25 protein-coding genes are annotated in these 21,951 nt (G+C 44.1%); 10 read left to right on the top strand and 15 right to left on the bottom strand.

Features of this window, described 5'->3' with window-relative positions; all coding sequences use genetic code 11:
* The gene (gene arsC, locus AB6E52_RS04430; RefSeq protein ID WP_017060711.1) at positions 1-351 is read right to left on the bottom strand and encodes an arsenate reductase (glutaredoxin); all 351 of its coding nucleotides are present in this window, start codon (positions 349-351) and stop codon (positions 1-3) included.
* A gap of 122 nt (positions 352-473) precedes the next feature.
* Positions 474-1,928, bottom strand: coding sequence for a M48 family metallopeptidase (locus AB6E52_RS04425; RefSeq protein ID WP_017060710.1), 1,455 nt, complete (start codon positions 1,926-1,928; stop codon positions 474-476).
* Positions 1,929-2,106: 178 nt separating this feature from the next.
* Here AB6E52_RS04425 and AB6E52_RS04420 point away from each other — a divergent pair, with 178 nt between their 5' ends.
* Positions 2,107-2,346 carry a sulfurtransferase TusA family protein gene (locus AB6E52_RS04420; protein WP_017060709.1) on the top strand — a complete coding sequence of 80 codons (240 nt, stop codon included), beginning with the start codon at positions 2,107-2,109 and terminating at the stop codon, positions 2,344-2,346.
* Complete coding sequence (locus AB6E52_RS04415; protein ID WP_017063383.1) at positions 2,339-3,415, top strand: AI-2E family transporter; 1,077 nt, start codon at positions 2,339-2,341, stop codon at positions 3,413-3,415. The genes AB6E52_RS04420 and AB6E52_RS04415 overlap by 8 nt, the downstream gene beginning before the upstream one ends.
* 136 nt (positions 3,416-3,551) lie before the next feature.
* Here AB6E52_RS04415 and bcp read toward each other — a convergent pair whose 3' ends face one another.
* Positions 3,552-4,022 carry a thioredoxin-dependent thiol peroxidase gene (gene bcp, locus AB6E52_RS04410; RefSeq protein ID WP_017060706.1) on the bottom strand — a complete coding sequence of 157 codons (471 nt, stop codon included), beginning with the start codon at positions 4,020-4,022 and terminating at the stop codon, positions 3,552-3,554.
* A 12-nt stretch (positions 4,023-4,034) separates the two neighbouring features.
* Positions 4,035-4,577: a glycine cleavage system protein R gene (locus AB6E52_RS04405; protein ID WP_017060705.1), complete on the bottom strand. Its 543-nt coding sequence runs from the start codon at positions 4,575-4,577 to the stop codon at positions 4,035-4,037.
* Positions 4,578-4,951: 374 nt separating this feature from the next.
* Between AB6E52_RS04405 and dapA the strand changes: the two genes are divergently transcribed.
* The gene (dapA, locus tag AB6E52_RS04400; protein ID WP_017060704.1) at positions 4,952-5,830 is read left to right on the top strand and encodes a 4-hydroxy-tetrahydrodipicolinate synthase; all 879 of its coding nucleotides are present in this window, start codon (positions 4,952-4,954) and stop codon (positions 5,828-5,830) included.
* 48 nt (positions 5,831-5,878) lie between these two features.
* Positions 5,879-6,925 carry an outer membrane protein assembly factor BamC gene (gene bamC, locus AB6E52_RS04395; RefSeq protein ID WP_102320150.1) on the top strand — a complete coding sequence of 349 codons (1,047 nt, stop codon included), beginning with the start codon at positions 5,879-5,881 and terminating at the stop codon, positions 6,923-6,925.
* A 161-nt stretch (positions 6,926-7,086) separates the two neighbouring features.
* Here the strand turns inward: bamC and AB6E52_RS04390 are convergent, their stop codons facing one another.
* From AB6E52_RS04390 to AB6E52_RS04375, 4 genes are all read right to left on the bottom strand, one after another.
* Positions 7,087-7,296 carry a DUF2897 family protein gene (locus AB6E52_RS04390; protein ID WP_102320151.1) on the bottom strand — a complete coding sequence of 70 codons (210 nt, stop codon included), beginning with the start codon at positions 7,294-7,296 and terminating at the stop codon, positions 7,087-7,089.
* Between the two features lie 8 nt (positions 7,297-7,304).
* Positions 7,305-7,979, bottom strand: a complete 675-nt coding sequence (locus tag AB6E52_RS04385) for a M15 family metallopeptidase (protein WP_017063385.1) — start codon at positions 7,977-7,979, stop codon at positions 7,305-7,307.
* Between the two features lie 45 nt (positions 7,980-8,024).
* Positions 8,025-9,161 (bottom strand): succinyl-diaminopimelate desuccinylase, encoded by a 1,137-nt coding sequence (gene dapE, locus AB6E52_RS04380; protein ID WP_017060700.1) that lies wholly within the window; start codon positions 9,159-9,161, stop codon positions 8,025-8,027.
* A 98-nt stretch (positions 9,162-9,259) separates the two neighbouring features.
* A complete protein-coding gene (locus AB6E52_RS04375) occupies positions 9,260-9,607 on the bottom strand; it encodes an ArsC family reductase (protein ID WP_017060699.1) in 348 nt (115 codons plus the stop codon).
* A gap of 205 nt (positions 9,608-9,812) precedes the next feature.
* Here AB6E52_RS04375 and AB6E52_RS04370 point away from each other — a divergent pair, with 205 nt between their 5' ends.
* Entirely contained in the window at positions 9,813-10,100 is a 288-nt protein-coding gene (locus AB6E52_RS04370; RefSeq protein ID WP_004734273.1) for a helix-turn-helix domain-containing protein, read from the top strand.
* Between the two features lie 68 nt (positions 10,101-10,168).
* On the opposite strand, the gene AB6E52_RS04365 is transcribed toward AB6E52_RS04370, so the two are convergent.
* The gene (locus AB6E52_RS04365) at positions 10,169-10,501 is read right to left on the bottom strand and encodes a DUF4156 domain-containing protein (RefSeq protein ID WP_017063387.1); all 333 of its coding nucleotides are present in this window, start codon (positions 10,499-10,501) and stop codon (positions 10,169-10,171) included.
* A 12-nt stretch (positions 10,502-10,513) separates the two neighbouring features.
* Positions 10,514-10,870, bottom strand: a complete 357-nt coding sequence (locus AB6E52_RS04360) for a DUF2956 domain-containing protein (protein ID WP_102320152.1) — start codon at positions 10,868-10,870, stop codon at positions 10,514-10,516.
* A gap of 109 nt (positions 10,871-10,979) precedes the next feature.
* On the opposite strand from AB6E52_RS04360, the gene AB6E52_RS04355 reads away from it, so the two are divergent.
* The 4 genes from AB6E52_RS04355 (at position 10,980) to AB6E52_RS04340 (ending at position 15,116) form a co-directional block, all read left to right on the top strand.
* Positions 10,980-11,441 (top strand): DUF2919 domain-containing protein, encoded by a 462-nt coding sequence (locus AB6E52_RS04355; RefSeq protein ID WP_017060696.1) that lies wholly within the window; start codon positions 10,980-10,982, stop codon positions 11,439-11,441.
* A gap of 65 nt (positions 11,442-11,506) precedes the next feature.
* Positions 11,507-12,430, top strand: a complete 924-nt coding sequence (locus tag AB6E52_RS04350; protein ID WP_102320153.1) for a Dyp-type peroxidase — start codon at positions 11,507-11,509, stop codon at positions 12,428-12,430.
* Positions 12,431-12,551: 121 nt separating this feature from the next.
* Positions 12,552-13,685, top strand: coding sequence for a flagellin (locus tag AB6E52_RS04345; protein ID WP_102320154.1), 1,134 nt, complete (start codon positions 12,552-12,554; stop codon positions 13,683-13,685).
* A 297-nt stretch (positions 13,686-13,982) separates the two neighbouring features.
* Complete coding sequence (locus AB6E52_RS04340) at positions 13,983-15,116, top strand: flagellin (RefSeq protein WP_102320155.1); 1,134 nt, start codon at positions 13,983-13,985, stop codon at positions 15,114-15,116.
* A 485-nt stretch (positions 15,117-15,601) separates the two neighbouring features.
* On the opposite strand, the gene crr is transcribed toward AB6E52_RS04340, so the two are convergent.
* The 5 genes from crr to cysZ all read right to left on the bottom strand — a co-directional run bounded on the left by crr (position 15,602) and on the right by cysZ (position 20,603).
* Positions 15,602-16,111, bottom strand: coding sequence for a PTS glucose transporter subunit IIA (gene crr / locus AB6E52_RS04335; RefSeq protein WP_004737851.1), 510 nt, complete (start codon positions 16,109-16,111; stop codon positions 15,602-15,604).
* 106 nt (positions 16,112-16,217) lie between these two features.
* Entirely contained in the window at positions 16,218-17,942 is a 1,725-nt protein-coding gene (gene ptsI, locus AB6E52_RS04330; RefSeq protein WP_048660880.1) for a phosphoenolpyruvate-protein phosphotransferase PtsI, read from the bottom strand.
* Between the two features lie 136 nt (positions 17,943-18,078).
* Positions 18,079-18,336: an HPr family phosphocarrier protein gene (locus AB6E52_RS04325; RefSeq protein ID WP_004734263.1), complete on the bottom strand. Its 258-nt coding sequence runs from the start codon at positions 18,334-18,336 to the stop codon at positions 18,079-18,081.
* 302 nt (positions 18,337-18,638) lie between these two features.
* Positions 18,639-19,607: a cysteine synthase A gene (gene cysK, locus AB6E52_RS04320; RefSeq protein WP_017061934.1), complete on the bottom strand. Its 969-nt coding sequence runs from the start codon at positions 19,605-19,607 to the stop codon at positions 18,639-18,641.
* A 237-nt stretch (positions 19,608-19,844) separates the two neighbouring features.
* Complete coding sequence (cysZ, locus tag AB6E52_RS04315; RefSeq protein ID WP_029235129.1) at positions 19,845-20,603, bottom strand: sulfate transporter CysZ; 759 nt, start codon at positions 20,601-20,603, stop codon at positions 19,845-19,847.
* Positions 20,604-20,832: 229 nt separating this feature from the next.
* Here cysZ and zipA point away from each other — a divergent pair, with 229 nt between their 5' ends.
* The gene (zipA, locus tag AB6E52_RS04310) at positions 20,833-21,876 is read left to right on the top strand and encodes a cell division protein ZipA (RefSeq protein ID WP_017061932.1); all 1,044 of its coding nucleotides are present in this window, start codon (positions 20,833-20,835) and stop codon (positions 21,874-21,876) included.
* Positions 21,877-21,951 lie beyond the last annotated feature (75 nt).

Genomic DNA, 21,951 nt, shown 5'->3' with positions numbered 1-21,951 from the left:
TTACAGAATCTCTAGCACTTGCTCTGGTGGACGACCAATTTTTGCTTTGTTGTTCGCGACAACGACTGGGCGCTCAAACAGTTTTGGATTGGTTGCCATCGCGGCGAAAAGATCTTCATCAGTGACTGAAGCATCACCAAGGTTTGCTTCTTTGTAGTCCGCTTCTTTGGTGCGCATCATGTCGCGAACACTGTCAAAACCAAGCTGAGTGAACAGTACTTTCAGCTGTTCAACTGTTAACGGAGTCTCTAGGTATTTGATTACCTCTGGCTGTACGCCGTTTTCCTGAAGCACTTCTAGAGTTTGACGGCTCTTTGAGCAGCGTGGGTTATGATAAATCACGACAGACATGGTTCTTCCTCATTATTATTTTTGATTTAGTTGTTTAGCTGAAGCCACCAGGGGTGACTTCTTTTTTGTGTAACGTTGAGCTTTCTTTTTATTCTGGTAACGAGCTGTTACCAGTAAACACTCTATTGTAGCGACAAGAAGCGCTCTCGTTGAATCATTAGCTGATCAATTCGAGCGTCGTAGCGTGCTTGTTTTAGGCTTCCTAATTCTGCGATTTGGCTTGCTTGCGTGTAGTACTGAATCGCTTTGTTCCAGTTGGCTTGCAGTGCCAAAATTTCTGCACGAGCAGCCAGTTCTTCGTCGCTATTACCAAGGCTCGTATTTACTTTTGAAAGTAAGTGCCAGCCATTGGTGTCATTCGGGTTATCGTGCGTGTAACGCTGCAATACGCGAACCGCTTCTTGAAGATCTTCATTTTCAATCAGTGCGTTGGCGTAGTTAATGGTCAGAACCGGGTTGTTTGGTTGACGAACCAGTGCCGATTTAAGTTCTTTAATCGCAATCTCAGGCTGCTTCTTCTCGATGTGCAGATCCGAAATAGCATCTAGATAAAACAGGTTGGTTGGATCGCTGTTAATCAGCTTGTTCAGGATGGGCTCTGCTTTGTCTAATTTTTTAGAGTCTAGGTAAACCAGTGCTTGGCCATATTCTAATGACGGAACCAAAGCTTTAGGGGCTTTCTTTAGCTGACGCTCAAACCAATCAAGAGCAGCATCATTATTAATGCCAGCATAGCGCGCAACAATGCGGGCTCTTGCTAGGTGGTAGTCCAGAGAGGGAGCCAGTTTCAGTGGCGGGTAACTACGAGCACGAGCACGTGAATCGGTAATTCGGTCTTCTGGTAATGGGTGAGTCAGTAGCATTGGCGGTGGTGTGCTCGCATAGCGATATTCATCAGCTAAACGGCCAAAGAAACGTGGCATCGCATTCACATCAAACCCAGCTTTTGCTAGCGTGTTGATACCAAAGCGGTCGGCTTCTTTTTCATTACTACGGGTGTAGTTGATTTGGCTTTGCATATTACCCGCAGTCGTTGCCGTTAGGGCTGCAATGCCGGCTTCAGGAGCTGCAATTGCCAGTAATACAGAGGCTGCTAGCGCTGCAATGGTTGCTGGAGAGCGGCGCGCTTGGTCTTCCATACTACGCGCTAAGTGACGTTGGGTTACGTGCGCGATTTCGTGCGCTAATACAGAAGCTAATTCACTTTCAGATTGTGCATGCAGGAATAGACCTGAGTGCAAAGCAACATAACCACCAAAGAAAGCAAAGGCGTTGATGTTGCGGTCACGGATCATAAAGAACTGGAAAGGTGTCTTTACATCATTTGCGTTCGCGACCAGACGATGGCCAAGAGTATCAATATATAGATTTAGAACTGGGTCGTTTACGATAGGCTGGCTACTTCTGATGATGCGCATGTAGGCATCACCATAGATAAGCTCTTGGTCGATAGTGAGTGTGCCGCCAGCAGCGGTACCGATATCTGGTAGCTCCAAACTATTGGTATTCGCCATAGTTGGGGTGCTTAATGTAGCTGCGATGCATAAGCAAGCAATTGAGCGAGCGCGTTTAAACATATTAGTCAGTAATACTCCGTTTCTTCTGACAGTAAGACAAGTGCAATGGAAATTGGTTCTTTATCTGATTTAACCTTTGCCAAGTGCGTGCGCTATCATGAAGGAGGATGAATGAATGATGGCGCGTTTTCAAAAACAGATTACAATACGACCCTTATAATAAGCATCGAGCTCAAGAATGACACCTAATATTCTAGATTTACGCCAAGAGCGCTGTCCAATGGCGCTATTATTAGCCAAGCGTCACAGTGTAAAGTTAGAAGTAGGGCAGTCATTGTCAATTTATGTGTCTGATAACAGTTCGATGAAAGATATTGTTACTTATTTGTCTAAGCAAGCCTATGACGTCATCACTGAGGTTTGCTCTAATTACCATCATCTCCTCGTCACTAAAAAGGAATTGCAGTCAGATGCTTGAAATGGTCAATCGTTGGTATAAACGACGTTTCTCTGATCCCCATGCTGTCAGTTTGGTTGCCATCATTCTCTTCGGCTTTATTACGATCTACTTCTTTGGTCACCTAATTGCACCACTCTTGGTTGCGATTGTGTTGGCTTATTTGCTTGAGTGGCCTGTTACCCAACTTCAAAGACTCGGTGTTCCAAGAACGCCTTCGGTGATGTTGGTGATCATGATGTTCTTTAGCGTGATGCTACTTGCGATCTTTGGCTTGGTACCAACCATTTGGCAACAAGTGGGCAATCTAATTAATGATATCCCAAGCATGTATGGCAGCTTGCAAAACTTCATTGCGACGATTCCTGAACGCTATCCAGAATTAGCTAACCTGCAGATCGTTGAGTCCATTATGTCTAACGCCAAGAACAAAGCGTTAGGTTTTGGTGAAAGTGTTGTCAAAGGTTCTCTTGCTTCTCTTGTGAGCTTAGCGACCTTAGCGGTTTACTTGATTCTTGTACCACTGCTTATTTTCTTCTTGTTAAAAGACAAAGAAGAGATGATCAGAATGGCGAGCGGTGTACTTCCTCGAAATCGTCGTTTAGCGACCAAAGTATGGGAAGAGATGAACCAGCAAATCTCGAACTACATTCGCGGTAAAGTCTTAGAGATTTTAATTGTTGGTGGTGTCAGCTACGTAACCTTTGCGATTCTGGATCTGCGTTATTCAGTCTTGTTGGCTGTCGCGGTTGGCTTCTCGGTACTGATCCCTTATATCGGCGCGGCAGCTGTGACTGTTCCTGTGGCGATTGTAGGCCTGTTCCAGTGGGGATTAGAGCCTCAGTTTTACTGGTTGCTTCTCGCTTACGGTATTATCCAAGCGCTAGATGGTAACGTGCTCGTTCCTGTTCTTTTCTCTGAAGCGGTGAACCTGCACCCAGTGGCCATTATTGTTGCCGTGTTAGTGTTTGGTGGACTGTGGGGATTCTGGGGCGTGTTCTTTGCTATCCCGTTGGCAACGTTAGTTAAGGCGGTTTGGAATGCCTTACCGAGTCACGCATTAGACGATGACCCCGAACATCAAAAGTAATTGATCTTGTTATAGAAAAAGGCCGAACATCCATGATGTTCGGCCTTTTTGCTCTTAGCTTAATAATTAGCTTAATGAGTGTTGCTATTGCCTTAGAGAGTGATGAATCTAAGTCATTAACTCACTCAAATCGCCCTTAAGCTTCTTGATTGAAGTAATCTAGAACCACTTCGTGGTGAGTCTTAGTCTTGAACTTGTTGAAGACATGTTCAATCTGACCTTCTTCATCAATTAGGAAGCTAATACGGTGCAGACCGTCGTAGATTTTACCCATGAATTTTTTCTCGCCCCAAACGCCAAACTGTTCAGCAACGCTATGGTCTTCATCAGATAGCAGTGTGAAGTTTAGAGATTTCTTTTCAACGAAGTTTGGTAGGCGTTTTACTGGGTCAACACTCACACCTAGAACAACCACGTTTAGGTCATCAAGCTGTGTTTTGATATCACGCAGGCCTTCCGCTTGCACAATACAACCTGGAGTCATTGCTTTAGGGTAAAAATAGAAAAGTACTTTTTTACCTTTGAAGTCACCAAGAGATACGATATTGCCATCTTGATCTGGAAGAGAAAAAGCAGGTGCTGGAACACCAGCCGTTAGCGTATTCATGACATTTCCTTTTTAAAGACTGTTTTTGATAAAGTTGAGCGAGCCTTGGACTGATAGGCTCTGACACAGCGAATCGAATTCTTCTTGTAGCTGCATCAAGTTACATTCTGATTGCACAGAAGCGGTAATAGAGATATGGAATTGGTCGTTGTCGAGTTGAACCTTAGATTTATTGATGGTTCGTGCACTTAACGAATCGAGGCCGATGTTTCGGTCTGCGAAGAACTGGGTAAACTGCTCAGTAAGTCCGATTTTATCGTCTGACTCAACGAACACCTCTACTGTGTAAGAGTTCTCAATAACATCATGAGTTGAGGTTCGCTTCATAATCGTAATCAAGTCGTGCTCTTGTCCAAGCAAGGGCAAGGTGGTTTCAACGCGGGTAATGTTGTTTGCCTTTCCAGACAGCAGCATGATAAGCGTAAATTCTTCGCCAAACAGGGCGATACGGCTATCAATAATGTTACAGCCTGATTGGGTGACTAAATGAACCACTTGGTTGCATACACCTGGGCGATCAGTGCCCACAGCTGTGATTACTAGATGTTGAGTCATAAAATCACGTCTCTTTATATTCCATTGATTCATGCATGTTAGCACAGTTAGCTCGTGGAATAAGCGTGCGTGCGGGGCTTTTTATGTGCGACCTTGCTTCGAACATGCAACCAATGATAAGAATATCGAGCGCGTTAAAAAATGAGATAGAGCGATGAGAGCACAGCTTACTTGTTACTGACATCCAGTGATGTGCTATCCGCTAGATTGAGTGCAGGTTACCCAAATTCTAGGTAGAACGCCGTTAGAAGTCGTTTTACCTCAAACATACGACAATATTTAATGCAGATGTTGCCGGTAAGCCACTTTAATGTCTTGTGTTTATTGATTGGCTTACAGTAACATGCAAAAAGAATAAATTAAGGGAGATAGACATGTTTTCAGGAAGTATCGTTGCGCTAGTTACGCCATTTAATACAGATGGTGAAGTGGATTTCGACAGCCTTAAAAAGTTAGTTGAGCACCATATTGCTGCAGGTAGTGATGGTCTGGTTGCGGTTGGCACAACAGGTGAGTCTTCAACACTCACTATTGAAGAGCATGTCAAAGTCGTCAACAAGATCGTTGAATTTGCTGATGGTCGTATTCCCGTTATCGCTGGTACAGGTGCAAATGCAACTCATGAATCTGTTCTATTCAGCCGTTTGTTGAATGGTTCTGGTATTGCTGGTTGCCTGAGCGTAACGCCTTACTACAACAAACCGACTCAAGAAGGTTTGTACCAACACTACAAAGCGATTGCTGAAGTCAGTGACGTTCCACAAATTCTATACAATGTTCCAGGTCGTACTGCGGTAGACTTGTTGCCAGAAACGGTTGCTCGTCTTGCTGAGATCGAAAACATCGTTGCACTGAAAGATGCGACGGGTGATCTCGACAGAATTGCAATTCACCGTGAACTTTGTGGCGAAGACTTTATCTTACTAAGTGGTGATGACTTAACAGGCCTAGAATTTGTTAAGCGTGGTGGCGATGGCGTGATCTCTGTAACGAACAATGTTGCAGCCGCTGATATGGCAACCATGTTCAAGCTAGCAAAAGAAGGTAAGTTTGAAGAAGCGGAAGCGATCAATGAGCGTTTGATGCCTCTACATAAGAATTTGTTCGTTGAGTCTAACCCTATTCCCGTAAAATGGGCGGTTCATAAAATGGGTCTGATTGCTGAAGGTGGCTTACGTCTACCGCTGACTGAACTGTCAGAGCCAGCTCAACCTGTTGTTGCTCAAGCAATGACTGAAGCGTGCATTTACTAAAACGTATGAAGTGATGCCGAAGCGAACCTTCGGCATTTAGGAGTATAAATGAAGTATTCTCACCAGCTAGTGATTGGGTCACTGGCTGTTTTCGTTCTTACAGCATGTTCTGGCAACCCGACTCAACGTCGCCAAGCCAAAGATGATTTCGAATACTTAGAAACACCTGAGTTTTCACAATGGCAATTGCCTGTAGATGCTCAGCCTCAGTTCTACCCAAATTTTGACATCCCAAGCGGTGAATTCAGTGGTGGTACTGGTCGTGAAGTGGATGTTCGTCCACCGCAACAGGTTCTTGAACTGATCCCGGGTGCTCGTGCTGAGCGTCAAAACGGTGAAGTGACACTATGGCTTCTTCGCGCAGAAGAGGCAGACCGCGTGTGGCAAACGGCTGTAGATATGCTGGCTCAACGTGGTATTGGTATTCGTGAGCAATCAGAGAATGAGATTGAGACCGATTGGGTAACTTGGGTTTCTGAAGATGAAGACGTAGAGATTGGTAGTCGTTACTCTATCTCTCGCTTCCAAGCAAACAACCGTCATGGCTTCAAGATTAATCTGATTGATTGGCGTGAAGGTACTGAAGAGAAAACAGTAACGGCAACCAATAAAGAGCGTTACAACGCGTTCCTGACCAACCTAGTTATGGCTAAGTACGATGAAAACCTTCGTGCTGAAGCGGCGCTGAAAGCGCAAGAGTTGGTGAAGCGTATTCCAATTTCAATGGGTGCTGACCGTAGTGGTTTCCCTGTGATTATTGCTCGTACGCCATACAATGTATTCTGGCAGCGTCTGCCTAACTTGTTGCCTGAAATGGGCTTTGAGCTTGAAGAACGCAATCAATCTCAGGGTACGGTGAAGGCGAAGTACGCAGCACCAGATGATGAGTTCTGGGAAGAAATTGGCCTACAGCCTATCGACTTAGCGCCAGGCACTTACAACTTCCTATTTGGTGACCTTGGCAACCGTACGTCAATCAACGTAACGGATGCATCAGGTAAGCCAGTAGAAGAAGAGCTGCTTAAGTCTATGGTTCCGGTATTAGCGCATATTGCTGACCAAACCAAAGATGACAAAGAAGCGAAAGCTGAGTAGTCATTCAAGCCGTCACAAGCTGAGTTAAATCAGCCTTGTGATTAGCAAAAGCAAATAAAAAAGAGGACACACTGTGTCCTCTTTTTTATTGTATTCGTTGTCATCAGGCTACATTGGTCAATCAAAATTGGTCAATCAAGCTGATTAGCCAAAGCAAAAGGCTATGCGTCTTTATTGTCTTTGGATTCTTCTTTTTCAGCTTTCTCTTGGTTAAGTTTATCCGAGCGATTGAGCTTATCTAAATCTCGCTCAGTTTTACCACGCCCCGTCAGATCCATATTGGCTGTCTGTTTGAGCGCTGCGATGTTACCCACAACAACGCTAACTGCGATGATGATGATAACCCAAGGGTTTGTAAGCCACTCCAACATAAGCGCTCCTAATGACTGATATTCGCTACGAAGCGTGCATAGATCTCGTCTAGCTGCTCCATAATAATCTCATACCCTAATACTGGCTTAGATTGGAGTTGCTTGCCAAGTAAAGTCGGAGATAACTGTGATAAACACGACTCCGATACTTTGCGATGGCTGATATGCCATGGTTCGATCGCCACACCACCCAAATCTTGGCTGTAAGGAAAGAAGAAACCAAATTGTGCAGCATGAACTGATAGCCATTGGTAAAACGATTGCTGGTGGCCAGTAAGGTATTCCCATGGTTCTAATTGCAGATGTATGCCTTCAGGTAAGTGGTTACGAGCAAAGACATCGAAGTCACAACCCCAATGATGACGACTCGCGCCGGGAAGCGCAGACCATCTCAGGATAGCCGATAGCTTTTGTTGTTCGGTCAGTTTTGAAGCATCAAGAGGTTGGCTTTCTGAATCTAATATCGGAGCTTCGCCAGAAAACTTACGGTTCCAAATCAGAGATTGCCTTTCATAGTCGCGAAAGCCACTGGCAATCTCCATTTTAAAACCAGCGAGCTGAGCAGCTTCAATCAAATTATTCAGGTCATTCTTAACCTCACTGTGGACCAAGAAGGTCTTGGTGCCGATCAGGCTAGGCTCTAGATGAGAATCTGATTGTCCGGTAAGCTGCTCTGGTGTCATAACGAGTCTCTCAATAATTGGATGCTATGAATCGCTGATGAAAGACTATTTAGCGAATAGGTTCACTAATGTTCTTTCGTACATGTCAGTTAGCTTTTCTAAATCGGCTACCTTCACGCATTCGTTAACCTTGTGAATCGTTGCATTCACAGGGCCTAGTTCAACCACTTGTCCGCCCATACGTGCAATAAAGCGACCATCAGATGTACCGCCAGTCGTTAGCAGTGCTGGTTTCACATCATTGACGTGACCCACTGCATCAACAATAGCATCAAGCAGTGAACCTGCGTCTGTTAAGAACGGGTCGCCATTGAATGTCCATCTTAGGTCGTATTCGAAATCATACTTGTCGAGTGTCGTTGTGATGCGCTCAACGATGATGTCGTTGCTTAACTCTGTACTAAAGCGTAGGTTAAACTGAACATTAAACTCACCAGGGATCACGTTTGAAGCACCAGTACCCGCACTCACATTTGGAATTTGGAAACTGGTTGGCGGGAAGTAATCATTACCTTTATCCCACTCAGTTGTTGCTAGCTCATTAATAGCAAGCAGAGAGCTGTGTACTGGGTTGTTTGCTAGGTGAGGGTAGGCAACATGACCTTGTGTGCCTTTAATCGTTAGGTCGCCAGTGATAGAGCCACGACGGCCGTTCTTCACGACATCACCCACGAACTCAGTGCTCGATGGTTCACCAACGATACACATATCGATGTTTTCACCGCGCGCCATTAATGCTTCAACAACACGTACAGTACCGTTGATGAAAGGACCTTCCTCATCTGAAGTGATCAGGAAACCAATTGAGCCTGTGTGGTCTGGGTGTTTGGCAATGAACTGCTCGACGGCAACAATCATTGAAGCCAGAGAGCCTTTCATATCAGCAGCGCCACGGCCATGTAGGAAACCGTCTACGATAGTCGGTTCGAATGGCTTAGTGTTCCACTGTTCGATTGGGCCTGCAGGTACCACATCAGTGTGACCAGCAAAAGCAAACAGAGGCGCTTCAGTACCACGACGAGCCCAGAAGTTGGTCGTATCTTCAAATACCATCACTTCGATTTCAAAACCGAGTGCTTTTAAGCGTTCAATCATCAGGTCTTGGCAGCCTGCATCTTCTGGTGTTACCGATTGACGGCTGATTAGGTCTTTTGCCAGAGCCAAAGTTGGGCTATCTGTCATCCTTGAATTCCTTGTTTAAATAAAACGTCTAGTCATTAATTTTTAGGCGCTGATTCACTGATCAACGTCCTGTTGTCTGTCTATGTAAATACAACGATCTAAGCAAAAATAGCCGCGTATTGGTCGGCTTTAAATCCGATGTGAAGCTTACCCTCAACTTTTAAGATTGGGCGCTTGATCATTGCAGGTTGTTCAACAAGCAAAGTCACCGCTTTTTCTTCTGTTAGGGTGTCTTTCTGTTCTTGAGAAAGTTGGCGATAAGTCGTACCACGTTTGTTTAGCACAAGCTCCCAACCTAGCTCAGAGCAGAAGCTTGTTACTAGCTCTTCTGTGATGCCTTGTTTGCGATAATCGTGAAATTCGAACTCGATACCTTCAGCTTCGAGCCATTTCTTTGCTTTTTTAATGGTGTCGCAATTTGGGATACCAAACATGGTGATAGTCATTATTCTTCCTTTGAGTGATTTTATTTCATTGTTATGAGTTGAATCCTATCAGGAAGCAGCAACTCAGACAAAATAGAGTGATGAATATTTCATAGAGTGAAAAAAAAGCGTAAGAAAATGTCACTATTGGAGACTTATTGATCAGCCTCAACATGTTGTCAGCGAAAAAAGAAATAATTGAGCTGCACATATATAGGAGGTGTCAATGGAGTTGAGTCCTGTTTTTGCAAGGCGGCTATATTTAGCATTGTTAGTGGAAAGCCTTGATAGGCCAAATGTGCCTAAACTCATCGAAAAAACGGGGTGGCCTCGTCGTACTATTCAAGATGTACTCAAGGCGTTACCGGGGATCGGTATCGAACTTATGTTTGTTCAAGATGGGCGACGTCATAATGATGGCTATTACCAGTTATCCGACTGGGGGCCATTTGACAGTCAATGGGTTATCCAGCGTAAAGGCGATATAGCAACAAGCCTTGGATTTAGTGCATAAGCCAGCGAAAGCTGGCTTTCTTTTGGGTGTCATAAAATCAAAGCATATCGATATGCCGCTTTAGTTGCTTACTCGCACAGGTAGGCGGTACCAAGCATAGTCACGGAAGTGCTGAAATCTTGGGGTAGGGTAAAGATGACGGTGTCTGCGCCTAGCTCAATGGCATTCGATTTAAGCTCATTCATCGCACCTTGAATCAGGGCGTCATTGGGAAAGAACAAGTAGCTGTACCAATGACCTTCGCTGCCAGTGATTTCCCCTTTATACTCACACTGCTCGATGTTAATCAGGCCGTGGTAATCCATTTGTACCTTGTCCGCTTTACTATGAGGCGTTGATGTGGGTTTGGTACACCCGAGTAACATGCCACTCATAGCCAAAGCGACTAATTCCTTTTTCATACGTTTACCCTGCTATTGCATCAAATAAATCGCGAAGCCTACCCAGCTTGCGAACAGTAGTAACCACGGCAATTTACTGGCGTGATTTGATGTTGTTTCATTATCCAAGTCGACATTCTGTTCTTGGTCTTGGTCTTGGTCTTGGTTCGCTTGTAGAGTCTGCTTCTCTTTCTGTACGCGCTTTTTAGCTTTATCGGCTTGGCGGCTGCGTTCTTTTTGCTGTTTCTTGTACAGTGCGATGCCTTTCTCGATACCCTGAGCAATCAGTTTAGTTTGTTCTTTGGTTTGAGCTGGCTTTTGAGTCGCTTTGGCTATCTTCAGTGCTTCCTGTTGAGATTCAACAGAGGGCGTATTAGTTTTGTTTTTCATACTGAGTTCGACAATTAAAACGGATTGGCTACTAAGATAACGCAAAGCTAGTTAAGTATGAATGATTTGCGTTAAAGTGTTGGTTTGAAAATAAGTGAAAGTGAGATTTGTGCGGTACTCCATAGAACAATACGACAAGCACGGCTTTTTGAAAGCTCCAATCTTGCTCTGGCTAGGTTGGTTGTTTCTTGCGAAAGCCTTGGTCGTTTTCATTGTTGCAGGCGCAAGCCGAGAATCGGGAACCGATATTCTTGAGATAATCTACCCAGACCATCAGATGTTTTATGTCGGGATCGCGTTGAGTGTGCCTAGTTTGCTGCTGATGTGGTTATTTGGGCTAAGATCGCCAGATAGAAAGCGCCTTAACAAAGTCGTGTCATGGGGACGTTGGGTTACCATGATGGCTATCTTGGCACAGGGCTCCCATACGATTTATTTAATCTATTTGGATAACGGATGGTTCCGTTGGTCAAATGGCATCACCCTATTGTTGCTGCTGTGGTTAGCGCTTTATCTAACCAATAGCCATGCTGCAAGGGATTGCTTTAAAGTGGTTGAGCTCGAAGACTGATTCTCATCAAAACATTTGTCCCATTCACAATTATACTTAGAAGCTAAAACTGGAAGGAATAATCTATGCTTAATGTTTCAAATGAGCAGCCTAACGTTCAAAGTGCTATTTTGCCTGAAGCTGGGCCTTTCGCGCTTTACGTTCAACTTAAAGTGAACGCTAATACTGCTAATGTACTAGCAGAAATTCAAAAGCTTCCGACTCTAATCGACGAACTAAACCAAACTCAGCCTGATGCGAACTTAACGGCATCGGTTGCGTTCTCAAAAGCTTTTTGGGATAGGTTCGAGCAAGCAGCGCCCGCTGATTTGATCGACTTCCCTGTGCTGGGTGAAGGTTATATCACAGCACCGAGCACACTGTCTGACGTTCTGATTCACTGTCATTCAAACCGACATGATCTGCACTTCTTTATCTTGCGTAAATTGCTATCTGAAGTAGCAGCTGATGTTGAAGTGGTTGATGAAACTTATGGTTATCGCTTCCTAGACTCTCGTGACATGACAGACTTTGTTGATGGCACTGAAAACCCGAAAGACGCACAACGTGCTGAAGTCGCTATTGTGCCTGAGGGTGAATTCGCTGGTGGTAGTTATGTAATGGTGCAGCGTTTTGTGCATAACCTGCCAGCTTGGAATCGTTTGAATGTATCGGCACAAGAGAAAGTGATTGGCCGAACTAAACCTGATTCAATTGAGTTAGATGATGTTCCTGCGGCGTCTCACGTTGGCCGTGTGGATATCAAAGAAGAAGGCAAGGGGCTTAAGATTGTTCGCCACAGTCTACCTTACGGTACTGCTACGGGCGACCACGGCTTATTGTTCATTGCTTACTGTAACGTTCGTCATAACTTCGATGCGATGTTAGAGAGCATGTACGGCGTAACTGATGGCAAAACAGACCAACTGCTTCGCTTTACTAAAGCGGTGACTGGCGCGTATTACTTTGCTCCTTCAACTGAGATGTTGAGTGCATTAACGATTAAGTAAGTCGTCTCAAAAAGAATAAACAAAGGGAGCCTCAGGGCTCCTTTTTTATTAAAGCTTTATATGAATTGGTCGATATAAGAGCAATCGTGAGTTTTATTCATCTTTTTGTAAGTGAAGGTCTATGGCTATAACTGTTAATACAAATGTCTCAGCGCTGGTGGCTCAGAGGAATCTGTCGAATGCCAATAACATGCTGAACCAATCTTTGGAGCGCTTAGCTTCAGGGAGTCGTATTAATAGTGCAAAAGACGATGCGGCTGGCTTGCAAATCTCGAATCGATTAGAAGCACAGATGAGTGGCATTGATGTTGCGGTTCGAAATGCTAACGACGGTATCTCCATTATGCAGACAGCAGAAGGAGCGATGAATGAAACCACCAATATCATGCAGCGTATGCGAGATTTGTCACTGCAGGCGAGCAATGGTTCGAATAGCCAGTCGGAAAGGACGGCTATTCAAGAAGAAGTGACAGCTCTAAATGATGAGTTGAATCGAATTGCTGAAACCACCTCGTTTGGTGGTAAAAAACTCCTTAACGGTAGCTTTGGTAGTTCTTCATTTCAAATCGGTGGCAGTTCTGGTGAAGCGGTGCAGATAGGTTTGAAAAATATGCGTACCGATGACATCAACATGGGTGGTTTTAGCTATGTCGCCAATGGCATGGCAAGTGACTCGTGGGCAGTCAAATCCAACCAGAATGATATGACGATGTCGTTTACCGACCGTTCTGGTCAGCCACAAGAGCTCACCATTAATGCTAAAGCAGGTGATGATATTGAAGAGTTGGCGACTTATATTAATGGTCAAACGGATCTCGTCTCTGCTTCCGTCAATGATGAAGGGCGGCTTCAGATCTATATGTCTGGCGAAGACACTGCAGGCACGATCTCTTTCTCAGGTTCGTTAGCCAGTGAACTTTCGATGTCGGCGGGTTATTACGAATCAGTCGATGACATCAATGTGACTGATGTAGGTGGCGCGCAGCGTGCTGTCTCTATTTTGGATACAGCGATGAAGTATGTTGATAGTCATCGTTCTGAACTAGGGGCAATGCAAAATCGTTTTGATCATGCCATCAATAACCTTGAAAATGTTCATGAGAACTTGGCGACATCCAACAGCCGAATCAAAGATACCGACTACGCTAAAGAAACCACTCAAATGCTCAAGCAACAAATACTGCAACAAGTCAGTACCACTATTTTGGCTCAAGCTAAGCAAGCGCCCAATCTTGCCTTAACCTTGTTAGGTTAATAAATCACTTCGAATCTTATAAAGGCAATTCAGCTTAACTAAAGCCCTTTGGTTAATAAAAGCACAACTTTTCGCTCGACCGACTTATCGACAACTTTAGTGTTTTTCTCATCTTTTTTTGATAATTTCACTGCCAGTCACGCTTTCTTCCCCTTTCTCTCTATTTCGTTAATTTTGTTGTTTTTTTCCTAAAGGTTTCAGCATTCACGCCGTTATTAATAGTAACTTAGAGATAACTACTTGGTTTTCCGAGACGTCGGAAACCGCTATACCGGAAAATCAATTGGAGAAGTCACCATGGCAGTGAATGTAAATACAAACGTTTCAGCGATGACAGCGCAACGTTACCTAAACAACGCAAACAGCGCACAACAAACATCAATGGAGCGTCTAGCTTCAGGCTCTAAAATCAACAGCGCTAAAGATGACGCTGCGGGCCTACAAATCTCTAACCGTTTGAACGTTCAGAGCCGCGGCCTTGATGTTGCTGTACGTAACGCGAACGACGGTATCTCAATTGCACAAACTGCTGAAGGTGCAATGAACGAGACAACCAACATCCTGCAACGTATGCGTGATTTGTCTCTACAATCTTCAAACGGCTCAAACTCAAAATCTGAGCGTGTAGCGATTCAAGAAGAAGTAACAGCACTGAATGACGAATTAAACCGTATCGCGGAAACGACGTCTTTTGGTGGTAACAAGCTGCTTAACGGTACTCACGGTACTAAATCATTCCAAATCGGTGCGGATAACGGTGAAGCGGTAATGCTTCAACTGAAAGACATGCGCTCTGATAACGCTCAGATGGGTGGTAAGAGCTACCAAACTGAGAACGCGAAAGACAAAGACTGGAACGTTCAAGCTGGCGCAAATGACCTAAAAATGTCGTTCACTGATAACTTCGGCCAAGCACAAGAAATCGATGTGTCTGCGAAAGCGGGCGACGACATCGAAGAGCTAGCAACGTACATCAACGGTCAACAAGATTCTGTTAAAGCGTCTGTAACTGAAGACGGCAAGCTACAAATGTTCACTGGTAACAACAAAGTGAGCGGCGACGTGTCTTTCTCTGGTGGTCTTGCTGGTGAGCTAGGCATTCAAGCGGGTAAAGACGTAACCGTTGATACTATCGACGTAACGTCTGTTGGCGGCGCACAAGAGTCTGTAGCAGTAATCGATGCAGCACTTAAGTACGTAGACAGCCACCGTGCTGAGCTAGGTGCTTTCCAAAACCGTTTCGACCACGCTATCAGCAACTTAGACAACATTAACGAGAACGTTAACGCATCTAAGAGCCGTATTAAAGATACCGATTTCGCGAAAGAAACGACTCAGATGACTAAGTCTCAGATCCTTTCTCAAGCTTCAAGCTCGATTCTTGCTCAAGCGAAGCAAGCACCGAACTCGGCACTTAGCCTACTAGGTTAATCGATTGAAAAGCCACGTTGACCGATAGTGTTGACGTTAGGCTTCCACAAATTAGCTCGTGGTGAGAGATGAGCGCTAAACAGACCCAGCTTCGGCTGGGTTTTTTATTGCCTGAAATTTGGAGAAGAGAGGGGAATTGTGGTGTTGGTAGTTGATTGGAAAGCGAGATTCCCTATCACGTTCGTGCCTCACTGTAGGGAATGACGGGAGTTGGGTATTGGTGACTCTATAGCTAACTGTATAGAAGAGGTCGGTTTGAGTAACAATCACTCAGGCTTAAACCATAGTGTTTAATCGTCATCCCAGAATCGAACCGAGCGAGATGTCAGGGATCTCTGTTCGTGAGAGGCCCAAAGAAGAAGGGGATTTGTAGTTGTTAGGTATAAGGCCAAAGCGGCTGGTAATCTGGCATTAGAACTATATAGCAGGCACAAAAAACGCCACCCTTAGGTAGCGTTTTAATTAAAGCAGATAAGTAATCGAGATTACTTAGTTACTTTAAGAACTGGAGTTTCGCCAACAGTTACAGAACCAGAAAGCTTGTTCAGCTCTTTGATTTCGTCCATGTTAGAGATAACAACTGGAGTAAGCGTAGATTTTGCTTTCTCTTCTAGAAGCGCTAGGTCGAAAGTGATGATAGTGTCACCAGCTTTAACAGATTGACCTTCTTCAGCTACACGAGTGAAGCCTTCGCCTTTAAGTTCAACAGTATCGATACCGAAGTGAACGAAAAGCTCAACACCGTCGTCAGACTCGATAGAGAATGCGTGGTTAGTTTCGAAGATCTTACCGATAGTACCGTTAACTGGAGCTACCATTTTGTCGCCAGCTGGTTTGATCGCGATGCCGTCACCAACGATTTTTTCAGCGAAAACTACATCTGGCACATCTTCGATGTTTACGATTTCACCAGAAAGAGGTGCGATGATTTCGATTGCACCAGCATCAGCGCTGTCATCAGATACAAGCTTTTTCAGTTTGTCAAACAGACCCATTGTGTCATGCTCCTAACGTTTAGTTTTATTCTGTAGAATATACTATACCAATCTAACAAATTAGACGACTATTTTTAGCCGTCTAACGTTATTAAGCGATTGGCGATTACTGAGTTTTCTCAGCGATGAACTTTTCTACGCAAGCTTCAATTTCAGCAGCTGTTGGTAGAGATAGTGCTTCGTCAGCCATAGCTTTAACTTCAGCGAAGTTAGAGTTACGGATTACTTTCTTAACTTTAGGGATAGAGATACCGCTCATAGAGAACTCATCTAGACCCATACCAAGAAGAAGTAGCGTTGCACGCTCATCACCAGCAAGCTCACCACACATACCAGTCCACTTACCTTCAGCGTGTGATGCGTCGATCACTTGCTTGATTACTGTAAGAACAGCAGGAGATAGTGGGTTGTATAGGTGAGAAATCATTTCGTTACCACGGTCTACCGCAAGAGTGTATTGCGTTAGGTCGTTAGTACCGATAGAGAAGAAAGATACTTCTTTCGCTAGGTGGTGTGCGATTGCAGCAGCTGCTGGAGTCTCAACCATTACGCCGATTTCGATTTCTTCATCGAAAGCTAGGCCTTCAGCGCGAAGTTCAACTTTGTACTCTTCGATTGCTTTTTTCAGTTCACGGATCTCTTCAACAGAAATGATCATTGGGAACATGATACGTAGTTTACCGTGTGCAGACGCACGTAAGATGCCACGTAGTTGGTCACGTAGGATTTCACGACGATCCAAGCTGATACGTACTGCACGCCAGCCTAGGAACGGGTTCATCTCTTGTGGAAGGTCCATGTATGGTAGGTCTTTGTCGCCACCGATATCCATAGTACGGATAATCACTGACTCGCCTTCCATTGCTTCTGCTACTTCTTTGTAAGCAACGTATTGCTCTTCTTCAGTAGGAAGCGCGTCACGGTCCATAAATAGGAATTCAGTACGGTACAGACCAACGCCTTCACCGCCGTTACGCAGGATACCGTCACAGTCTTTTACTGTACCGATGTTGCCACAAACTTCTACACGGTGACCGTCTAGAGTTTCAGCGTGTAAATCTTTTAGTTTTGCTAGTTCAGCCGCTTCTGCTTCGAAATCTGCTTTGATTTTCTTAGCTTCTGCTAGTTCAGCTTCAGAAGGGTTGATGATGATCTTGTTGTTCATCGCGTCTAGCACAAGCATGTCGCCGTTCTTAACTTGCTTAGTGATATCGTTAGTACCAACGATAGCTGGAAGCTCAAGAGAACGTGCCATGATTGAAGTATGAGATGTACGACCGCCGATGTCACAAGCGAAACCAAGAACGTAGTCTAGGTTGATTTGTGCAGTTTCAGATGGCGTTAGGTCGTAAGCTACTAGGATAACTTCTTCATTGATATCTGCTAGAGATACAATGTTGATGCCTAGAGCATTTTTAACGAAACGAGTACCGATATCACGGATATCAGTTGCACGTTCTTTTAGGTACTCATCATCAAGAGACTCTAGTGCAACAGCTTGCTCTTCGATCACAGTGTGGATCGCGTTGTCTGCGTGCATCTTGTCTTTCTTGATGAGTGCTAAAATCTCTTCTTCTAGCTCTTCATCTTCAAGCAGCATGATGTGGCCTTCAAAGATTGCTTCTTTTTCTTCGCCAAAAGTTTCAAGTGCTTTTTGCTTAACAACTTCAAGTTGTTGAGAAGATTTGTTACGAGCGTCAAAGAAACGCTGTACTTCTGCTTCAACTTGGTCGTCAGAGATAGATTGAGTGTTTAGGACAATTTCATCTTCTTGAAGTAGTAGTGCTTTACCGAAAGCAATACCAGGAGATGCTAGGATGCCTGAAATCATAGCCTTACCTTAGTTGTTCAACTGTAAACGGGAGAGTGTGTGACTTTAAGTCGTCGACTAATGTCGCGCTTATTCCTATCTATTTCGAACAAAGCCACTTTGCTATGCAAAATGGCTTTGAAAGAAGGAGACCGTATTAGTGTAGTTGATCCATAAGAGCAACTAGGTGGTCTACTGCTTGCTGAGCTTGAGGACCTTCAGCTGAAATAGTAACGTTAGTACCTTTTACTAGGCCTAAAGTTTGTAGTTTGAACAGGCTTTTCGCGCTAGCGCTTTTGCCGTTAGAAGTCACTGTGATGTCAGCGTCGAAAGATTTTGCTTCTTTAACGAACTGTGCAGCTGGACGAGTGTGAAGACCGTTTTCTGCTGTGATTTCTACTTGCTTCTCGTACATTTTATATACCCCAATTAATTTATTTTTTGTAAGTTTGTAACCAGATTAGCTTAACTGCTTTAGCCCAAATGCGCTAGAGGCTAGTACGCCATGTTCGTGTTAGAACTTAGACTGGTTATAAATTTTTATCCAGCCATGGTCGTCTTTTGCTGAGTACTCATGACTTTCAGAATTTGTTTATTGCTTCTTTTATTTTGAAGCGAAAAATAAAACAGACCTGATATTACCAAAGGTGGGGCAGGGATCAACAAAAAAGCCCCTAAACGGGGCTTTTTTGGACGAAAAATTGATTTGACCACATATTATTGTTGGTTCTCTTTTTCCGTAAAGATGCCAGCAAATAGGGCTGTGCTTAGGTAACGCTCACCAGAGCTTGGTAGTACAGTAACGATAGTTTTTCCTGCAAATTCAGGTAGTTCGGCGATTCTGTTTGCTGCTACAACTGCCGCGCCAGATGAGATGCCTGCAAGAATACCTTCTTCTTTCATTAGGCGTTGAGCCATCTCAATCGCTTCTTCAGAAGTTACCGATTCAACACGGTCAATAATCTCTAAATCTAGGTTTCCAGGGATGAAACCTGCACCGATACCTTGAATTTTGTGTGGAGCTGGTTTGATTTCTTCGCCTGCAAGTGCCTGTGCAATCACTGGAGACTCTGCGGGTTCAACCGCTACTGAAGTGATCGCTTTGCCTTTTTCACCTTTAATATAACGACTTGTACCTGTGATAGTACCGCCCGTACCAACACCCGCTACAAACACGTCGATTTCGCCGTCTGTTGCTTCCCAAATTTCAGGACCAGTCGTTTGCTCGTGAATTTGTGGGTTGGCTGGGTTGTTGAACTGTTGAAGTAGTAGGTACTTGTCTGGGTCTGAAGCAACAATCTCTTCTGCTTTAGCAATCGCACCGTTCATACCTTTTGGTGCTTCAGTCAGCACTAGGTTTGCGCCAAGCGCTTTAAGCAGCTTACGACGTTCTAGGCTCATTGATTCAGGCATAGTTAGCGTTAGTTTGTAACCGCGTGCTGCTGCTACGAATGCAAGTGCAACACCTGTGTTACCACTGGTAGGTTCAACAAGCTCGATACCTGGCTTAAGCGTACCCGCTTTTTCTGCTTCCCAGATCATGTTTGAACCGATACGACATTTAACACTGAAGCTTGGGTTACGAGCTTCGATCTTAGCTAGGACGTTACCTTTGCTTACTTTGTTAAGGCGGACTAGAGGTGTGTTACCAATCGTTAGGGTGTTGTCTTCGTAGATCTTGCTCATGCGATATTCCTTCATTTAATGACAGAACTAAACGTAGTATATCAATCACTTTACCGTCTAGTGTCTTACGATGTTTATTCAGCTTGAATTTAGATTAAACAAGTTGAAAAAAAGGTAAAAGGATTAAAAAGTTATATCATATAGATATGTAGCAGAATTCACGCCTATCTTTATTGAAATCAGAACTTCAAAAAGATAGGCGAAACTAGGAAGTATAGGCGGGGTAATAGACGAGAATTATAGACGAGAACGCAGAGCTTGGTCTTTAAACTCAGCAACCCACATTGCCGTCGCGCCGCAAACGGCAACGGGCATTACGATCAGGTTTAGAATTGGAATTGTGGTGAACACAGAAACAAGCGCGCCAAAGCTGTAGCTCTTGCCTTGTTTTTGTTTCAAATTGTTTCTCATGTCATCAAATTTGATTTTATGGTTATCGAACGGGTAGTCGGCGTATTGAATCGCTAACATCCATGCTGTGAAAATGAACCATAAAAACGGAGCAACGGTTTGCCCTAGTGCTGGAATTAACAAAAGTAGGAATAAACCGATCGCTTTTGGCAGAATGTAGACAAGCTTGCGCCATTCTCTCGCTAATATACGTGGGGTATCTTTGAGGACATCAAGTAAACCATCGTCATTAACTTTTTTACCGCTCAACAACTCTTCAACTTTTTCCGCGAGTAAACCGTTGAACGGTGCGGCAATGAAGTTAGCGAGCGTGCTAAAGAAATACGAGAATGTTGCCAAGACGGTTAACACAAGTAATGGCCATAAAATGTATGACAACCACGACAAGAAACTTGGCAATGCACCAATCCAACCTTCAATCCAAGTGTTTAGGTTGGAGAAGATATAAAACAAGGCACCACCAACGAGTAACACGTTCGCGATAAGTGGCATTAGTACAAACTTACGAATGCTCGGTGATAAAGCGATTTTTATTCCGAAAATAAAATAGCCAAAGCCGGAGCGGGGAACAGATTCAATAGTCATATTTAAATTAGGTCACATGTGAATTTGGTTAAATAGCAAACATGTCTAGTGTACTCGACCGAAATTAAGAAAAAAAGCGTGGTGAAAATCACACCATGTAAGGAACTAATTGTATTAAGTTGTTCTAAAACAGTGGCTACTTTTGATAGAGTAGTGAGATTAGCCAAATTAACCCAACTTAGTGACAGCGTGTTTATAGCTAGTTGACTAAGAAAGCTGAGAGCGAAAAATGCAGGAATTGCGATTTGTACTCATTATTGTTGGCGCATTAGCTATCGCCGCATTATTGTTCCATGGTCTATGGACGAGTAAAAAAGAAGGGAAAGCAAAGTTTGGAGATAAGCCGCTCGGTAAGCTTGATAACGACAGCTTAGATGAAGCAGAAACTATTCCAAACCGTTCATTCGCCCCAGAAGATGATTTTGAGATAATCCGAAAAGAACGTAAAGAGCCGGATTTTGCTGTTTCACCCTCTGATACTGATCCGCTGATCGACTCAGATCCGCTAACAGCGCCACAAGCGAAAGAAGCTTACGAAGATGATATCGAATTAAATGATCTTCCTTCTTTCAGCGTAGAAGACCCAATTAAGGTTGAAAGTGAACCTGAAGTGATTGAGGAAGAGAAGGACGTTGAGCCTGAAGTTCCAAGCTTTGAGTTGACTGACGAGCAAAAAGAAAACCATGCCGGCTTTAAAGTGCAGTACGGTTCGTTTGAAGAGCCTTCTGAAACAGTTGATGAGCCAGTCGTTCCAAACGAAACGCTTACTCAAAGAGAGCCCGTTGTTGCGAAAGAAGTCGTGACTCCGCAAAGTGCGACTGTTGAAGAAGCAAAACCAGATGAAGAACTTGGTTTAGAAGTGATCGTTCTTAATGTTCACTGTGCTGGAGAGATCCCATTCGTTGGGACTGAACTTTTCCGCAGCATGGAGAACAACGGTTTAACTTATGGTGAGATGTCTATTTACCACTGCTTTGCACAATCTACAGATGCACCAAAGGTTATTTTCAGCGTTGCAAACATGATGCAGCCAGGAACGCTAGAACATGATGATCCTGCTGACTTCACGACTAAAGGTATTTCGTTCTTTATGACGTTGCCTTGTTATGGTCAAGCTGATCAAAACTTCAATGTGATGCTGAGTGCGGCGCAGAAAATTGCTGACGATATGGGCGGAAACGTGTTGGATGAGTCACGCAACTTAATGACACCAAACCGTTTATCTGACTACCGCAAGCAAATCAGAGACTTTATGACGGCATCGAATGCCTAGCCGTATTGTTTAGCCTTGTAAATAATCTATATTTATAGAAAAGGGCTCCTAAGGGAGCCCTTTTTGATATTTCAA

It is taken from the genome of Vibrio sp. 10N.247.311.13 (assembly GCF_041467595.1).
Lineage (GTDB): Bacteria > Pseudomonadota > Gammaproteobacteria > Enterobacterales > Vibrionaceae > Vibrio > Vibrio crassostreae_C.
Note: the sequence above shows the minus strand (reverse complement) of the source record. Positions and strands in the feature narration are given on the sequence as shown.

What these genes read in the sequence shown, in the direction of transcription:
- AB6E52_RS04360 (WP_102320152.1), bottom strand. Translation starts at nt 10,870, where the DNA reads ATGAAAAACAAAACTAATACGCCCTCTGTTGAATCTCAACAGGAAGCA.
- AB6E52_RS04425 (WP_017060710.1), bottom strand. Translation starts at nt 1,928, where the DNA reads ATGTTTAAACGCGCTCGCTCAATTGCTTGCTTATGCATCGCAGCTACA.
- cysK (WP_017061934.1), bottom strand. Translation starts at nt 19,607, where the DNA reads ATGAGCAAGATCTACGAAGACAACACCCTAACGATTGGTAACACACCT.
- crr (WP_004737851.1), bottom strand. Translation starts at nt 16,111, where the DNA reads ATGGGTCTGTTTGACAAACTGAAAAAGCTTGTATCTGATGACAGCGCT.
- AB6E52_RS04375 (WP_017060699.1), bottom strand. Translation starts at nt 9,607, where the DNA reads ATGACTATCACCATGTTTGGTATCCCAAATTGCGACACCATTAAAAAA.
- AB6E52_RS04340 (WP_102320155.1), top strand. Translation starts at nt 13,983, where the DNA reads ATGGCAGTGAATGTAAATACAAACGTTTCAGCGATGACAGCGCAACGT.
- arsC (WP_017060711.1), bottom strand. Translation starts at nt 351, where the DNA reads ATGTCTGTCGTGATTTATCATAACCCACGCTGCTCAAAGAGCCGTCAA.
- AB6E52_RS04385 (WP_017063385.1), bottom strand. Translation starts at nt 7,979, where the DNA reads ATGACACCAGAGCAGCTTACCGGACAATCAGATTCTCATCTAGAGCCT.
- ptsI (WP_048660880.1), bottom strand. Translation starts at nt 17,942, where the DNA reads ATGATTTCAGGCATCCTAGCATCTCCTGGTATTGCTTTCGGTAAAGCA.
- bcp (WP_017060706.1), bottom strand. Translation starts at nt 4,022, where the DNA reads ATGAATACGCTAACGGCTGGTGTTCCAGCACCTGCTTTTTCTCTTCCA.
- AB6E52_RS04420 (WP_017060709.1), top strand. Translation starts at nt 2,107, where the DNA reads ATGACACCTAATATTCTAGATTTACGCCAAGAGCGCTGTCCAATGGCG.
- AB6E52_RS04390 (WP_102320151.1), bottom strand. Translation starts at nt 7,296, where the DNA reads ATGTTGGAGTGGCTTACAAACCCTTGGGTTATCATCATCATCGCAGTT.
- AB6E52_RS04350 (WP_102320153.1), top strand. Translation starts at nt 11,507, where the DNA reads ATGCTTAATGTTTCAAATGAGCAGCCTAACGTTCAAAGTGCTATTTTG.
- AB6E52_RS04345 (WP_102320154.1), top strand. Translation starts at nt 12,552, where the DNA reads ATGGCTATAACTGTTAATACAAATGTCTCAGCGCTGGTGGCTCAGAGG.
- dapA (WP_017060704.1), top strand. Translation starts at nt 4,952, where the DNA reads ATGTTTTCAGGAAGTATCGTTGCGCTAGTTACGCCATTTAATACAGAT.
- AB6E52_RS04365 (WP_017063387.1), bottom strand. Translation starts at nt 10,501, where the DNA reads ATGAAAAAGGAATTAGTCGCTTTGGCTATGAGTGGCATGTTACTCGGG.
- AB6E52_RS04370 (WP_004734273.1), top strand. Translation starts at nt 9,813, where the DNA reads ATGGAGTTGAGTCCTGTTTTTGCAAGGCGGCTATATTTAGCATTGTTA.
- dapE (WP_017060700.1), bottom strand. Translation starts at nt 9,161, where the DNA reads ATGACAGATAGCCCAACTTTGGCTCTGGCAAAAGACCTAATCAGCCGT.
- cysZ (WP_029235129.1), bottom strand. Translation starts at nt 20,603, where the DNA reads ATGACTATTGAATCTGTTCCCCGCTCCGGCTTTGGCTATTTTATTTTC.
- AB6E52_RS04325 (WP_004734263.1), bottom strand. Translation starts at nt 18,336, where the DNA reads ATGTACGAGAAGCAAGTAGAAATCACAGCAGAAAACGGTCTTCACACT.
- AB6E52_RS04405 (WP_017060705.1), bottom strand. Translation starts at nt 4,577, where the DNA reads ATGACTCAACATCTAGTAATCACAGCTGTGGGCACTGATCGCCCAGGT.
- zipA (WP_017061932.1), top strand. Translation starts at nt 20,833, where the DNA reads ATGCAGGAATTGCGATTTGTACTCATTATTGTTGGCGCATTAGCTATC.
- bamC (WP_102320150.1), top strand. Translation starts at nt 5,879, where the DNA reads ATGAAGTATTCTCACCAGCTAGTGATTGGGTCACTGGCTGTTTTCGTT.
- AB6E52_RS04415 (WP_017063383.1), top strand. Translation starts at nt 2,339, where the DNA reads ATGCTTGAAATGGTCAATCGTTGGTATAAACGACGTTTCTCTGATCCC.